The sequence below is a fragment of the Streptomyces sp. NPDC025638 genome (genome assembly GCF_055558775.1).
In genome coordinates this window covers 15,270-27,398 of record NZ_JBVHLX010000012.1, presented here as the reverse complement: position 1 = coordinate 27,398, position 12,129 = coordinate 15,270, and the positions used below count along the sequence as shown (strand labels likewise).

Here is a 12,129-nt window from a genome sequence, read left to right as displayed (position 1 = left end):
AACGGGACCGGTGGACCCTCGCCGGTCCCGTTCGGCGTGTTGGATCAGCCCATGGATTCGTTCGACGGTGACTGTCTCCTGACCGACGACGAGTGGGGGGAACTCGTCTGGGTCTGGAAGCAGACCGACGTGCCCAAGGGCTGCAAGGTGGAGATCGTCAAGGGACTCATCACCGTGGCGCCCTATTCCGCCGTTGCCCACCACAGTCTCTTGGAGCCGATGCAGCGACACCTCTACGGGGTGATCCCTGACTGCTGGGGCATCTACCAGCGGCCGGCCCTGGCGGTCTCCTCGCGGCAGGAACTGTATGTGCCCGACCTTGCCGTGGTGCCGGAGGAGGTGCTGCGGCGCGGGGATCATTACTTCGCTCCTGCTGACGCGGCAGAACTGGTCGCCGAGATCACCTCGGCCGGCACGGCGGAGACCGACCGGACGACCAAGGTGGCGGGCTACGCCCAGGGCGGTGTCCCCCCTGTACCTCCTGGTCGACCGCCTGGCGCCCGGCGGGCCGACCGTGGTGCTGTACGGCTGTCCCGAGGACGGGGTCCACCGCGTCCTCCACGCGTCCAGGTTCGGCGCCGCCGTCGACCTGCCCGAGCCCTTCGGTCTCACCTTGGACACCGGTGAGTTCCCAGCCAAGTAACGACGGCGGCCGATGAGTTAGCCCCGCCCGCCCGGTCTACAGCACGTGGACGCCAAGACACCCCCCGTACTTGTGCTGCCCGGCCCCGTCGTAAAAGACGAGGTGAGCGGGTTCTGTGACGACGTGCGGGCGCTGCTGGAGGGCGCCGGAGGCGGGGTCGTCGTATGTGATGTGGGTGGGCTCGGGCCGCCCGGGCTCGGGGCTGTCGATCTGCTTGCGCGGCTGGAGCTGGCCGCGCGGCGGGCCGGGGGGCGGATACGGCTGCGGGATGCTGATCCGGCGCTACACGCCCTCCTCGACCTCGTCGGGCTCCGCTTCGAGGTGGAGGGGCAGGCCGAACAGCGGGAACCAGCGCTTCGTGTCGAGGAAGAAGTGGAACCCGGTGAGGCGGCCGTCTGATATTTCAAGGATCTGGATGGACCAAGGGGTGAAGCCGCCCGCGTCCGGGTCCGGCTTGTACTGGGCGAAGCCGGGCAGGCCGTTGACCTCGACCGGCAGCAGCCGGGAGCCCGCGCAGGCGGAGCCCAGGGTCGTCATGAAGCCCGTGATGTCGTCGTGCCCGGTCAGCCAGAGGTCGAACGGCGGCATCGTCATGACGGCGTCTTCGTGCAGCAGCGCCGTCAGCGCCGTCATGTCGTACCCCTCGAACGCCTTCACATAGCGCTCCAGGAGCCTTTGCTGCTCCTCGTCCAGCGGGTCCGACACCGCAGCCCCGGCACCCTTGTCCTCCCGCTCCGCGAGCGTCGCCCGCGCCCGCTGCAGCGCGCTGTTGACCGAGGCCACCGTGGTGCCCAGCAGCTCGGCGACCTCGCTCGCCCTCCAGGCCAGCACCTCGCGCAGGATCAGCACCGCCCGCTGCTTGGGCGGCAGGTGCTGCAGGGCCGCCATGAAGGCGAGCCGGATCGACTCCTTGGCGACGGCCGCCTCCGCCGGGTCGCCGACCGTGGGCAGCACCCGGGCGTCCGGCACCGGCTCCAGCCAGGTGTTGTCCGGGCGGGGGGAGAGGGCCGCCTGGGCCAGGGGCGTCGAGTCCGACAGATCCACCGGCCTCGCCCGCTTGTTGCCCGCCGTCAGCATGTCCAGACAGACGTTCGTCGCGATCCGGTACAGCCACGAGCGGAGGCTGGAGCGGCCCTCGAACTTGTCGTAGCTCCGCCAGGCCCGGACCAGGGTGTCCTGCACCGCGTCCTCGGCCTCGAAGGCGGAGCCGAGCATGCGATAGCAGTAGCCGGTCAGCTCGGTGCGGTGCTTCTCCAGTGCGACGTCGAGGTCCGTCGTCGCCGTGCCGTTGCCCATCGTCCACCCACCCCTGTGGCCGTTCCTGTGGCGCGCCTTTGCGCTCCAGCACTTCGGAAGCTACCGCAGCCCACTGACAATGGCCCCCGGGGCGGGTAAAGGGCCAGGTCAGCGTCGGCTCAGACCAGTTGCTTCACGGACATCAGCAAATGCCGGTGAGCGCTGCCGGACCCCTCGTCCGCCCCACCCGCGCTCAGCAGCGCCCGCTGCCCCGCCCCCAGCAGCTCCACCGTGAGCCGCTCCCCCTCGAAGGAGTTCAGCGCGTCCAGCAGATACGCCGGGTTGAAAGCCACCGTCACCTCCTCGGCACCGGCCAGCGTCACGGGCAGCCGCTGTGCCGCCACGTCGTCCCCGTACCCGGCCCGCACCAGCACGGAGCCGTCCGCGGCCGAGAAGTCCAGCCGCAGCGGACTGTTCGCCTCCGCCACCACCGAGACCCGTCGTACCGCCTCCGTGAGCGCCCCGCACTCCACCTCGGCGACCGCCGCCCCCGCCATCTCGAACAGCGCCCCGTACCCCGGCAGCCGCCCGTCCAGCCGCCGTACGACCGTCCGCATCCGCCCGCCCGCGAACCCGACCGGACCCGCACCCGCCGAAGCCGAGGAGTCCAGCCCGATCCGCACGACCCCGCCCCGCCCCAGCGCCCGCGCGACATCGAGCAGCCGCCGTGCGGGCAGCAGCGCCTCCACCGCGCCCTGGGGAGCGATCCCCGCCTGCGGCTTCCACTCCAGCCGTCGTACCGCGTACCGGTACCGGTCCGACGCGGACAGTGTCATCTCCTCGCCGTCCAGGCGCAGTTGTACGCCGGTCAGCACCGGCAGCGTGTCGTCCCGCCCCGCCGCCACGGCGACCTGTCCGACGGCCGTCGCGAACGCGGCCGCGTCCACGCCGCCGCACACCTCGGGCGGAGTGGGCAGCGCCGGGTACTCCTCGCGGGGCAGCGTCGACAGGCCGAAGCGCGTGCCGCCCGCCTCGACCGTGAACCGCGTCCCCTGAAGGACACAGCTCACCGGTCCGTCCGGCAGCACCCGGCAGATGTCCAGCAGCCGGCGCCCGAGCACGAGCACCTGGCCGCCCACCGTCGTCTCGGCGTCGGCCTCCATACGCGCAGCCGTCTCGAAGTCGAACCCGGACACACTCAGCCGCCCGGCCCCGGCCTCCAGCAGCAGCCCGCCCAGCACCGGCACGGGCGTACGGGCGGGCAGTGCGCGCGCCGCCCACCCCACGGCCTCGGCGAGGTCCCCGCGCTCGATTCGGAACTCCATGCCACAAACCCCCTGCTGCTCGGACCGGTTGCCGGGCGGACGCTATCGGCGACCACTGACAACGGGGGTCCGCCCAGGGGGTTCGAGGGGGGACGACTCAGTGCGCGACGGCCGGCTCCCGCCGCACCGCCACCCGGGCCGCCCGCGACCCGAGCACCGTGATCGTCACGACGCCGAGCACCGCAAGGACACCCACGCCGACCGTGCCGGCCCAGCCGCCCGCGTGGAAGGCCATCGCGCCCACCGTGCTGCCGGTGCTGGAGCCGACGTAGTACGCGGACTGGTAGAGGGCGGCGGCCTGGGCGCGGCCGTGGGTGGCCGTCTTGCTGACCGCAGAGGACGCCACCGCGTGGCCCGCGAAGAAGCCCGCCGTGATCAGGACCAGGCCCAGCAGCACCAGCGGCAGCGAGTCGGCCAGGGACAGCAGCAGTCCCGACGCCGTCGTGCCGGCGGCCAGATAGAGCGCGCCCCGGCGGCCCAGGCGCCCGACCAGCCGACCCGCCGTCGACGCCGACACCGTGCCGACCAGATACACCAGGAAGATCGAGCCGACGATGCCCTGCGGCAGCCCGAACGGCTCCTGCGTCAGGCGGTAGCCGATCACCGTGTACACACCGCCGAACACCGTCATGAACAGCGCGCCGATCGCGTACAGCCGGCGTAGCAGCGGGTCGGACAGATGGTCGCGGACCGTGCCGGCGAGGACGCGCGGGCGCAGTGAGCCCGCCGTGAAGTGCCGCGGAGCCGGCAGGAGCAGACGGAAGGCCACCGCGCAGCCGACCGCGATCGCGCCGATCACGCCGACGGCCACCCGCCAGCCCCACTCCTGCGCCACCCAGCCGGTGATGACCCGGCCGCTCATCCCGCCGATGCTGTTGCCCGCGACGAACAGCCCGATCGCCGTGACCAGGGCCTTCGGCCGGACCTCCTCGGCCAGGTACGCCGTCGCCGACGCCGGGAGCCCGGCCAGCGCCGCGCCCTGGACCGCCCGCAGCACCACCAGCGCGCCGATCGAGGGCGCGAAGGGGACCAGCATGCCCACGGACACCGCGACCGCCAGCGAGGCCGTCATGACCGTACGGCGGCCGAAGCGCTCCGACAGCGCGCTCATCGGCAGGACGAACAGCGCCAGACCGCCCGTCGCGGCGGCCACCGTCCAGCTCGCCTCGCCCGCCGCCACCCCGAACTCGCCGGAGATCAGCGGCAGCAGCGCCTGCGTGGAGTAGAGGAGCGCGAAGGTCGCGACACCGGCGAGGAAGAGGGCGAGGCTCATCCGGCGGTAGCCGGGGCCGCCCGGGGCCATACGGGAGTCGGGAGCGGAAGCCGTACGGGAGTCGGAGGCGGCAACGGACGGGACGGCGCCCACGACGGTGGACGCCCCGGTACTGGCGGGAGACATGCCTCGAAGCTACGTACGCCCCGACTCATCCGTCCAATGCATGGACTCGTCATAATCGTTCCCATGGTGCATCAGCAGAGGTCACAGTCCCGTCTGTCACCGTCCAGTGACACAGAAGACATGGCCGACATGGCGCGGCTGCTCGCCCCGCGCCTCGCCTACTTCGCCGCCGTCGCCCGCACCGAGCACGTCACCCGGGCCGCGCAGGAGACCCAGGTCCCGCAGTCGACCCTGTCCCGGGCCATGGTCCGCCTGGAGCGCGACCTGGGCGTCGATCTGTTCGCCCGCCGCGGCCGCACGGTCTCCCTCACCCCGGCCGGCCGCACCTTCCTCACCTCCGTCGAACGCGCCCTCGCCGAGATCGAGCGCGCCGCCGACGAGGTCCGCGCCGACGCGGACGCGGGCACCGGCAAGGTCGCCTTCGGCTTTCTGCACACGATGGGCGCCGAGACGGTCCCCGGCCTCCTCCACGCCTTCCGCGCCGACCATCCGCGCGTCCGCTTCAGCCTCGTCCAGAACTACGGCGAGGCGATGCTCGAAGGCCTGCGGGCGGGCGAACTGGACCTCTGTCTGACCTCTCCGGTCCCGGACGCCCCCGACCTGGTGGCCCGCCGCCTGGACGAGCAGAAACTCCGGCTGGTCGTCTCCGCCGACCACCCCCTGTCCGGCCGCAGACGCATCCGCCTGGCCGAGGCCGCCGCCGAAACCTTCGTCACCCTGGAGCCCGGCTACGGCCTGCGCCGCATCACCGACGACCTGTGCCGGGAAGCCGGCTTCAAGCCGAGGGTCGCCTTCGAGGGCGAGGAGACGGAGACCCTGCGCGGTCTGGTCGCCGCGGGCCTCGGCGTCGCCCTGCTGCCCCCGCCGCCCTTCCCCCGCCCCGGGGTAGTGGAGCTGACGGTCACGGCTCCGCGGGCGGTACGGGAGATCGGCGTGGCATGGCTGGACGGCCATCCGGACACTCCGCCCGTGGCCGCGTTCAAGAGGTTCCTGCTCTCGAAGCGGGGAAACCTGCTCGCCTGAGCGTCACGCCCGGTGCAGCGAACGCCCGAACCCCACGGCCAGCGGCATCCGCAGCCCCAGGGGCGGCGGAGCGGCCAGGGCGTCCTCCACCGGGCGGGAGAGCGGATGCCCGAACAGCGCGCCCATCACGAAGTCCGAGGCGAGCGCGTGCACCTCGTCGCGGTACTGGTGCAACGCGTGTCCGTCCGCATGCACCTCGAACCGGCACACCTCCCGGTTCGCCTTCTTCGCCCTCGCCGCCAGCCGGAACGACAGCTCGGGATCGGTCCGCTCGTCATTGGTGCCGTGCACGATCAGCACCCGGCGTCCCGCGAGTTGCTTCACGGGTTCCGGCGCGGCCGCGACATCGTCCTCCGGCAGCCAGGGGGCGATGGCCACCACGGAGCTGACCGCCTCGTGCCCGCTCGCGCGCAGCGCCGCCCGGCCGCCCATCCCCACGCCGACCAGGCAGACGGGGACGTCGCCGTAGCGCCGCTGGACCTCGTCCACGGCCCAGGCCGCGTCCGCCGCCAGGTGCGCCTCGCTGCCGTTCCAGCCGCGATAGCGGTAGTGGACGACATGCGTGGCCAGCCCCTCGCCGCGCCCCGCGCGCGCGAGTGTCCTGCCGAGGGAGCGGACGGAGGCCGTCGCCCATACGGAGGACGGCTTTTTGGCCGAGACCTCCTCACCGCCGGGGAGCAGCAGCGCCACCCCGCTCACCGCCGTCGGCTCCTGGCCGACTGCCCTTCCCAGCCTGGCCGTTCGCACCGGCGCCGATTGGTGTGCCATGACAGAACAGTGTCAGAAGTAAGGGTGTACGCGACCCGTCCGTGGGGTCACTGTTACGTATCGACAAATTCGTACACCGAGCCGTCTACGCGCGTAGGCATTAGAGTGCGAAAATGACGAGCCAGACTGTCCAGACCGGGACCATCCCGACGCCGGACCAGATCCGCCGGGCGCCCAAGGTTGTGCTGCACGATCATCTCGACGGCGGTCTCCGTCCCGGGACCATCGTCGAACTGGCCCGGGAAACGGGCTACTCCCAGCTCCCCGAGACCGATCCCGGCAAACTCGGCGTCTGGTTCCACGAAGCGGCCGACTCCGGCTCCCTGGAGCGGTACCTGGAGACCTTCTCGCACACCGTCGGTGTGATGCAGACCCGGGACGCGCTGGTCCGGGTCGCCCGCGAGTGCGCCGAGGACCTCGCCGAGGACGGGGTCGTCTACGCCGAGGTGCGCTACGCGCCCGAACAGCATCTGGAGGGCGGGCTCAGCCTCGAAGAGGTCGTCGAGGCCGTCAACGAGGGCTTCCGGCAGGGGGAGCGGCTCGCCCGGGAGAGCGGCCACCGCATCCGGGTCGGCGCCCTGCTCACCGCCATGCGGCACGCGGCCCGTGCCCTGGAGATCGCCGAACTCGCCAACCGCTACCGTGACCTGGGCGTTGTCGGCTTCGACATCGCGGGCGCCGAGGCCGGCTACCCGCCCACCCGGCACCTCGACGCGTTCGAGTACCTCAAGCGCGAGAACAACCACTTCACCATCCACGCCGGCGAGGCCTTCGGACTGCCGTCCATCTGGCAGGCGCTCCAGTGGTGCGGCGCCGACCGGCTCGGGCACGGGGTGCGCATCATCGACGACATCCAGGTCCACGAGGACGGCTCGGTGAAGCTCGGGCGGCTCGCCTCGTACGTACGGGACAAGCGCATCCCGCTGGAGATGTGCCCGAGCTCCAACCTCCAGACCGGGGCCGCGGCCTCGTACGCGGAACACCCGATCGGGCTGCTGCGCCGGCTGCACTTCCGGACCACCGTGAACACGGACAACCGGCTGATGTCCCACACCAGCATGAGCCGGGAATTCGAGCACCTCGTCGAAGCATTCGGTTACACGCTCGACGACATGCAGTGGTTCTCCGTCAATGCGATGAAATCAGCGTTCATTCCTTTCGATGAACGGCTGGCCATGATCAATGACGTCGTCAAGCCGGGATATGCCGAGCTGAAATCCGAATGGCTGTTCCGGCAGACCGCCTCCACCAGCGGTTCTGTCGATTCCGAGGACTGATCGGAGGCGGACGGGGTGCACGGAATGCGGACGGGCTTCACCATCCGTCCGCATTTCGGTGTTTGCGGCGGACGGCCCGGCGTGTTTACGGTCGTGGACCGCTCGGAACTTTTTTGATTCCCCGTCATCGCATTCAAGGACGCATTCACCATGAAGCAGTCTGCTGCCAAGACCCTCGGTGTCGCCGCCCTCGGTGCCGCCTTCGCTGCCGTGGGCGCCGGCGCGGCCAACGCGGCCCCGGCCGTCCCGGACGCCACCCAGGCCCTGGACGGCGTCACCAAGACGCTGCCGGCCGAGAACGTCGGCAAGGCACTGCCCGGGGCCGGTGAGGCACTCACCCAGGGCCAGGCCGTGGTCGGCACGGGCCTGGCCGCCGCCCAGCCGGCCGCCGAGCGGGTGCTCGCCCAGGGCCCGACCGCGCCGGTCAAGGGCCTCCTCGGCGGTCTGCCGCTGCAGGGGCTGCCCACACACGGCCTGCCGGTGAACGGGATCCCGCTCGGCTGACCCGAACCCCCACACGCCGTTGGGGCGCACCCGGACCCTCCGGTGCGCCCCAACGGCGTTTACCGGGGGGGCTCACCAGGCCGTCCGTGCCTTGTCCTCCGACGGGACCAGGATCCACAGCGCTATGTAGAGCAGGAACTGCGGGCCCGGCAGCAGGCAGGACACCAGGAAGATCACCCGCATCGTCGTCGCGGAGGTACCGAAGCGCCGTGCCAGCGCGGCACAGACTCCGCCGATCATGCGGCCTTGGGTGGGGCGGGCGAGGGCAGACATGTCGCGCTCCTTTTGATGGCTCGGTCGCCTGCGGGGCGCCTTGTGCCGGTGTCCCTTCGGCTCCCTCGCGGCCGGCGCGTGGGGAAAGGGGGCGTTGGTGGGCCCTGGCTGTTGGTCGGTGTGGGCGGGTTGGCTGCCCATCTGCCTACAACGTTACGGAGACCAAGCGGACATCGCGTCGCTCTATGGGGCGATCCCGACCCTGGGAATCGTCGGGGTGCGACCCTGAGGTGCCTCCTCCTGGAGGGCAGTCGTGCGGCTCGTCCGCTTGTCCCTGCGGCGGAGCCAGGAGCGGCCCGCCGGGACGACGGCGAGGTGGGCCAGCGCCACGCCCGCCGTGTTCAGCAGCAGCGAGTCGACGTCGACGACCCGGCCGGGCACGCCGGTCTGCAACAGGGCGATGCCCAGGGAGATCAGGGCGCCCGCGGCCGCCGTACGGATCAGGGAGGCGAGCGGGGAGACGGTGAGCCTGCCGTGGACCGCCGGCAGCAGCACACCCAGCGGCGCCAGCAGGGCGAGGCCCTCGCCGATCCGTCTGGCCGCCTCCGGCCAGCCCAGCGCCAGGTCGGCCCGGATGCCGGCGAGCGGGCGCAGATTGGCTGGCATCACCCAGGGCACGTCCAGCGGCCGCAGCATGAGCCAGGCGACGAATGCGAGGTGTGCGACGAGGAGGACACCTCCTGTCGCACGGATGCGGATCGCGGCACTGCCGCCGATGGAGCCTTGACGCTGCACGCCCCCCTAGACGCACCCGCGTGCACGATCGGTTCCGGATCCGTCACGCGTGCGTACATGAGGCCTCCCACACACCAGGCGTTCGGCCGGCCGTCAGCCCGCCGTCACCTCGCTGGAGGGCGGCTCGGTGCTGCCCGGCCGGGAGCGGACGTCGTCGGTGCACTCGTACCGTCGCAGCGGTTCGTTGCCCGGCCCGCCCAGGATCACCGAGCCGTCGCCCTCGGCCGCCGCCGAGTCGGAGAACGTGCAGACGATCTGGGCGAGGGCGTACGAGGTGAGCTCCTCCGGTGCCGTGCTCAGCCGCAGCGTGTCCTCGGGGTCCCTGGGGCGCGGGCCGCTCACGCTCATCCCGCCGTGGACGTACGTCGTGTACCCCGCGTCCCGCTCACTGGACGAGGGCGACTCGGCGAGCTGGTCCAGCAGTCCCTGTGCCACGATCACCCGCCGCTTGGCGTCGGGCGTGCCGTCCGGGACGCGCACCCACCGGTCCACGGTGACCAGCGACGCCCGGCACAGCAGGAAGACCTGCACGGGCACGCCCCGCGAGGACTGGGCCGACAGATCCGGCTCGGCCAGCGAGCACGGCACCCGTGAGGGCGCCGCGCCGAAATCGGTCGGCACGTCGGTGGCCCGGATGCCGCACCCGGTGAGCACGGCGGCGAGGAGCGGGAGTGCCAGCAGGCGCCGAGCGTTCATGACGCCTCTTCCTTGGAACCGTCGGACGGGCCGCCCTTGTCGTCGTTCTCCTCGGTGAGCCGCGAGGCGTCCCTGGGCAGCCGCAGCGTGAACACCGCGCCGCCCTCGGGCGAGTTGGCGGCGGTGATCCTGCCGCCGTGGATATGGGCGTTCTCCAGGGCGATGGACAGGCCGAGGCCGCTGCCCTCGGAGCGCGGGCGGGAGGCGCTCGCCTTGTAGAAGCGGTCGAAGACGTGCGGCAGGACGTCCTCGGGGATGCCGGGACCGTGGTCCCGTACGGCGATGACCAGCTGGTCGTCGGCGATGCGCACCGACACCCGCACCGGCGAACCGCCGTGCTTGAGGGCGTTGCCGATCAGGTTGGCGAGGATGACGTCCAGGCGCCGTGGGTCGAGCCGGGCGTGAATGCCGCGCTCGGCGTCCAGCTCCACCGCGTCCAGCCAGGCGCGGGCGTCGATGCAGGCGGTGATCTGGTCGGCGATGTCGACGTCGTCCAGGACCAGCCGGGCGGTGCCCGCGTCGAAGCGGGTGACCTCCATCAGGTTCTCGACGAGGACGTTCAGCCGCCGGGTCTCGCTCACCACCAGCCGTACGGCGGGCTCGATCATCGGATCCATGCTCCCGGCCTCCGAGTCCAGCTCCTCCTCCAGCACCTCCGTGACGGCGGTGATGGCGGTGAGCGGCGTACGGAGCTCATGGGACATGTCGGCCACGAACCGCCGGGACGCGTCGTCCCGCGCGGCCATGTCGGCGACCCGTTTCTCCAGCGCCTCGGCCGCGTTGTTGAACGTCCGCGACAGATCCGCCAGTTCGTCGGTGCCCGACACCCTGAGCCGGGTGTCCAGCTTGCCCTCGCCGAGCCGCCGGGCGGCGACCCCGAGCCGGTGCACCGGCTTGAGCACGGTCGTCGCGGCGGCCTGGGCGAGCAGCGCCGAGCCGATCAGCGCGAGGCCGGTGGCGATGCCGAGCGACCAGGCGAGGGAGTTGAGGTCCTTCGCCTCCGGCTCCAGGGACTTCACCATGTAGCCGGTGGGACCGCCGCCGATCACCTTCGTACCGGCCACCAGATACGGGGTGCCGCGCTCGACGACCCGCTGCCAGTACAGGTGGTACGGCGACTTGTTGCTGCCCGTCACCTCCTGCTGCTTGTTCACCGCGGCGCGCAGCGACTTGGGCACGTCCTCCAGCGCGAACCCGTTCAGGCCGCCGGAGTTGCCGTACACCGTCTTGCCGTTCGCGTCCTCGCCGACCAGCAGCACGCTGAAGCGCTGGCTGCTGTTGGCCATCTGGCCCGCGGTGCGCTGCAGTTCGTCCTGGGTGGGGTGCACGGGCAGCGCGCCCGCGCGGTTCTGCATCTCCTGCTGGAAGTCGCGCAGCACCGCGTCCTGGGTACGGGTGAGCACGGCCTCCCGGTTGAGCCAGTAGGCGATGCCCGACGCCGACACGGCGGCCGTCAGCGCCACCAGCCCGAAGACCACGACCAGACGCAGCCGCAGACTGGTGAAACGCAGCCGTGACACGGTTCCCTTGCGACCCGCGGCCCAGCCGCGGATACCCCCTTGCGCGTCCGTCACTGAGGCGTGTCCAGGCGGTAGCCGACACCACGCACGGTACGGATCAGCGTCGGGGACGACGGCACGTCCTCCACCTTGGCGCGCAGCCGCTGCACGCACGCGTCCACCAGCCGGGAGTCGCCCAGGTAGTCGTGCTCCCACACCAGCCGCAGCAACTGCTGCCGGGACAGCGCCTGACCGGGCCGCCGGCTCAGCTCCAGGAGCAGCCGCAGCTCGGTCGGTGTGAGCTGCAGGTCCTCGCCGTTCTTGGTCACGGTCATCGCCGAGCGGTCGATGACGAGGCTGCCGAAGGTCGCCGAGTCGCTGGACTCCCGTTCCCCGCGCCGCAGTACGGCCCGGATCCGGGCGTCCAGCACACGGCCCTGCACGGGCTTGACGACATAGTCGTCGGCGCCGGACTCCAGTCCGACCACCACGTCGATGTCGTCGCTGCGCGCGGTCAGCAGAATGATCGGCAGCTGGTCCGTGCGCCGGATGCGACGGCACACCTCGAACCCGTCGATGCCGGGCAGCATCACATCCAGCACGATCAGGTCCGGACGCTGCTCGCGCAGCAGTTTCAGTCCGTCCTCACCAGTGGCAGCGGTGGCCACACGGTGTCCCTGGCGCGTCAGTGAGAGCTCCAGGGCCGTGCGGATGGCGTCGTCGTCCTCGATCAGCAACAGGGAAGGCACGG

The 12,129-nt window shown here is 71.6% G+C and carries 14 protein-coding genes and 1 pseudogene; 6 read left to right on the top strand and 9 right to left on the bottom strand.

Annotated elements, in window-relative coordinates:
* Window positions 1-51 precede the first annotated feature (51 nt).
* The 3 genes and pseudogenes from ACZ4EG_RS28585 to ACZ4EG_RS28575 all read left to right on the top strand — a co-directional run.
* Window positions 52-411: pseudogene (locus tag ACZ4EG_RS28585) on the top strand (PDDEXK family nuclease); the annotation flags it as partial.
* 52 nt (window positions 412-463) lie between these two features.
* Window positions 464-643 (top strand): hypothetical protein, encoded by a 180-nt coding sequence (locus tag ACZ4EG_RS28580; protein WP_467792798.1) that lies wholly within the window; start codon window positions 464-466, stop codon window positions 641-643.
* Between the two features lie 45 nt (window positions 644-688).
* The gene (locus ACZ4EG_RS28575) at window positions 689-1,042 is read left to right on the top strand and encodes an STAS domain-containing protein (protein WP_467792624.1); all 354 of its coding nucleotides are present in this window, start codon (window positions 689-691) and stop codon (window positions 1,040-1,042) included.
* On the opposite strand, the gene ACZ4EG_RS28570 is transcribed toward ACZ4EG_RS28575, so the two are convergent.
* From ACZ4EG_RS28570 to ACZ4EG_RS28560, 3 genes are all read right to left on the bottom strand, one after another.
* Window positions 926-1,939 carry a sigma-70 family RNA polymerase sigma factor gene (locus ACZ4EG_RS28570; RefSeq protein ID WP_467792623.1) on the bottom strand — a complete coding sequence of 338 codons (1,014 nt, stop codon included), beginning with the start codon at window positions 1,937-1,939 and terminating at the stop codon, window positions 926-928. The two genes, ACZ4EG_RS28575 and ACZ4EG_RS28570, sit on opposite strands and share 117 nt — an antisense overlap.
* Window positions 1,940-2,058: 119 nt before the next feature.
* Complete coding sequence (gene dnaN, locus ACZ4EG_RS28565) at window positions 2,059-3,204, bottom strand: DNA polymerase III subunit beta (protein WP_467792622.1); 1,146 nt, start codon at window positions 3,202-3,204, stop codon at window positions 2,059-2,061.
* 97 nt (window positions 3,205-3,301) lie between these two features.
* The gene (locus ACZ4EG_RS28560; RefSeq protein ID WP_453550922.1) at window positions 3,302-4,603 is read right to left on the bottom strand and encodes an MFS transporter; all 1,302 of its coding nucleotides are present in this window, start codon (window positions 4,601-4,603) and stop codon (window positions 3,302-3,304) included.
* Window positions 4,604-4,666: 63 nt separating this feature from the next.
* On the opposite strand from ACZ4EG_RS28560, the gene ACZ4EG_RS28555 reads away from it, so the two are divergent.
* Entirely contained in the window at window positions 4,667-5,626 is a 960-nt protein-coding gene (locus ACZ4EG_RS28555) for a LysR family transcriptional regulator (RefSeq protein ID WP_453550920.1), read from the top strand.
* Window positions 5,627-5,629: 3 nt separating this feature from the next.
* On the opposite strand, the gene ACZ4EG_RS28550 is transcribed toward ACZ4EG_RS28555, so the two are convergent.
* Complete coding sequence (locus tag ACZ4EG_RS28550) at window positions 5,630-6,394, bottom strand: alpha/beta hydrolase (protein WP_467792621.1); 765 nt, start codon at window positions 6,392-6,394, stop codon at window positions 5,630-5,632.
* Between the two features lie 113 nt (window positions 6,395-6,507).
* Between ACZ4EG_RS28550 and ACZ4EG_RS28545 the strand changes: the two genes are divergently transcribed.
* On the top strand, window positions 6,508-7,671 hold the full coding sequence (locus tag ACZ4EG_RS28545) for an adenosine deaminase (protein ID WP_453550916.1): 1,164 nt from the start codon (window positions 6,508-6,510) through the stop codon (window positions 7,669-7,671).
* A 150-nt stretch (window positions 7,672-7,821) separates the two neighbouring features.
* The gene (locus ACZ4EG_RS28540) at window positions 7,822-8,175 is read left to right on the top strand and encodes an ATP-binding protein (protein ID WP_390710028.1); all 354 of its coding nucleotides are present in this window, start codon (window positions 7,822-7,824) and stop codon (window positions 8,173-8,175) included.
* A 72-nt stretch (window positions 8,176-8,247) separates the two neighbouring features.
* On the opposite strand, the gene ACZ4EG_RS28535 is transcribed toward ACZ4EG_RS28540, so the two are convergent.
* The 5 genes from ACZ4EG_RS28535 to afsQ1 form a co-directional block, all read right to left on the bottom strand.
* Window positions 8,248-8,448, bottom strand: a complete 201-nt coding sequence (locus tag ACZ4EG_RS28535) for a PspC domain-containing protein (RefSeq protein ID WP_453550914.1) — start codon at window positions 8,446-8,448, stop codon at window positions 8,248-8,250.
* Window positions 8,449-8,631: 183 nt separating this feature from the next.
* Entirely contained in the window at window positions 8,632-9,183 is a 552-nt protein-coding gene (locus tag ACZ4EG_RS28530; RefSeq protein ID WP_453550912.1) for a VanZ family protein, read from the bottom strand.
* A 93-nt stretch (window positions 9,184-9,276) separates the two neighbouring features.
* Window positions 9,277-9,879, bottom strand: coding sequence for a hypothetical protein (locus ACZ4EG_RS28525; protein ID WP_453550910.1), 603 nt, complete (start codon window positions 9,877-9,879; stop codon window positions 9,277-9,279).
* The gene (locus ACZ4EG_RS28520) at window positions 9,876-11,453 is read right to left on the bottom strand and encodes an ATP-binding protein (protein WP_453550907.1); all 1,578 of its coding nucleotides are present in this window, start codon (window positions 11,451-11,453) and stop codon (window positions 9,876-9,878) included. Before ACZ4EG_RS28520 ends, ACZ4EG_RS28525 begins: the two co-directional genes overlap by 4 nt.
* Window positions 11,450-12,127, bottom strand: a complete 678-nt coding sequence (gene afsQ1 / locus ACZ4EG_RS28515) for a two-component system response regulator AfsQ1 (protein WP_263211969.1) — start codon at window positions 12,125-12,127, stop codon at window positions 11,450-11,452. Before afsQ1 ends, ACZ4EG_RS28520 begins: the two co-directional genes overlap by 4 nt.
* Window positions 12,128-12,129 lie beyond the last annotated feature (2 nt).

Excerpts from the sequence above, each read along its gene's own strand:
- ACZ4EG_RS28525 (WP_453550910.1), bottom strand. The coding sequence starts at position 9,879 with ATGAACGCTCGGCGCCTGCTGGCACTCCCGCTCCTCGCCGCCGTGCTC.
- ACZ4EG_RS28535 (WP_453550914.1), bottom strand. The coding sequence starts at position 8,448 with ATGTCTGCCCTCGCCCGCCCCACCCAAGGCCGCATGATCGGCGGAGTC.
- ACZ4EG_RS28570 (WP_467792623.1), bottom strand. The coding sequence starts at position 1,939 with ATGGGCAACGGCACGGCGACGACGGACCTCGACGTCGCACTGGAGAAG.
- ACZ4EG_RS28550 (WP_467792621.1), bottom strand. The coding sequence starts at position 6,394 with ATGGCACACCAATCGGCGCCGGTGCGAACGGCCAGGCTGGGAAGGGCA.
- ACZ4EG_RS28545 (WP_453550916.1), top strand. The coding sequence starts at position 6,508 with ATGACGAGCCAGACTGTCCAGACCGGGACCATCCCGACGCCGGACCAG.
- ACZ4EG_RS28560 (WP_453550922.1), bottom strand. The coding sequence starts at position 4,603 with ATGTCTCCCGCCAGTACCGGGGCGTCCACCGTCGTGGGCGCCGTCCCG.
- ACZ4EG_RS28540 (WP_390710028.1), top strand. The coding sequence starts at position 7,822 with ATGAAGCAGTCTGCTGCCAAGACCCTCGGTGTCGCCGCCCTCGGTGCC.
- ACZ4EG_RS28555 (WP_453550920.1), top strand. The coding sequence starts at position 4,667 with ATGGTGCATCAGCAGAGGTCACAGTCCCGTCTGTCACCGTCCAGTGAC.
- dnaN (WP_467792622.1), bottom strand. The coding sequence starts at position 3,204 with ATGGAGTTCCGAATCGAGCGCGGGGACCTCGCCGAGGCCGTGGGGTGG.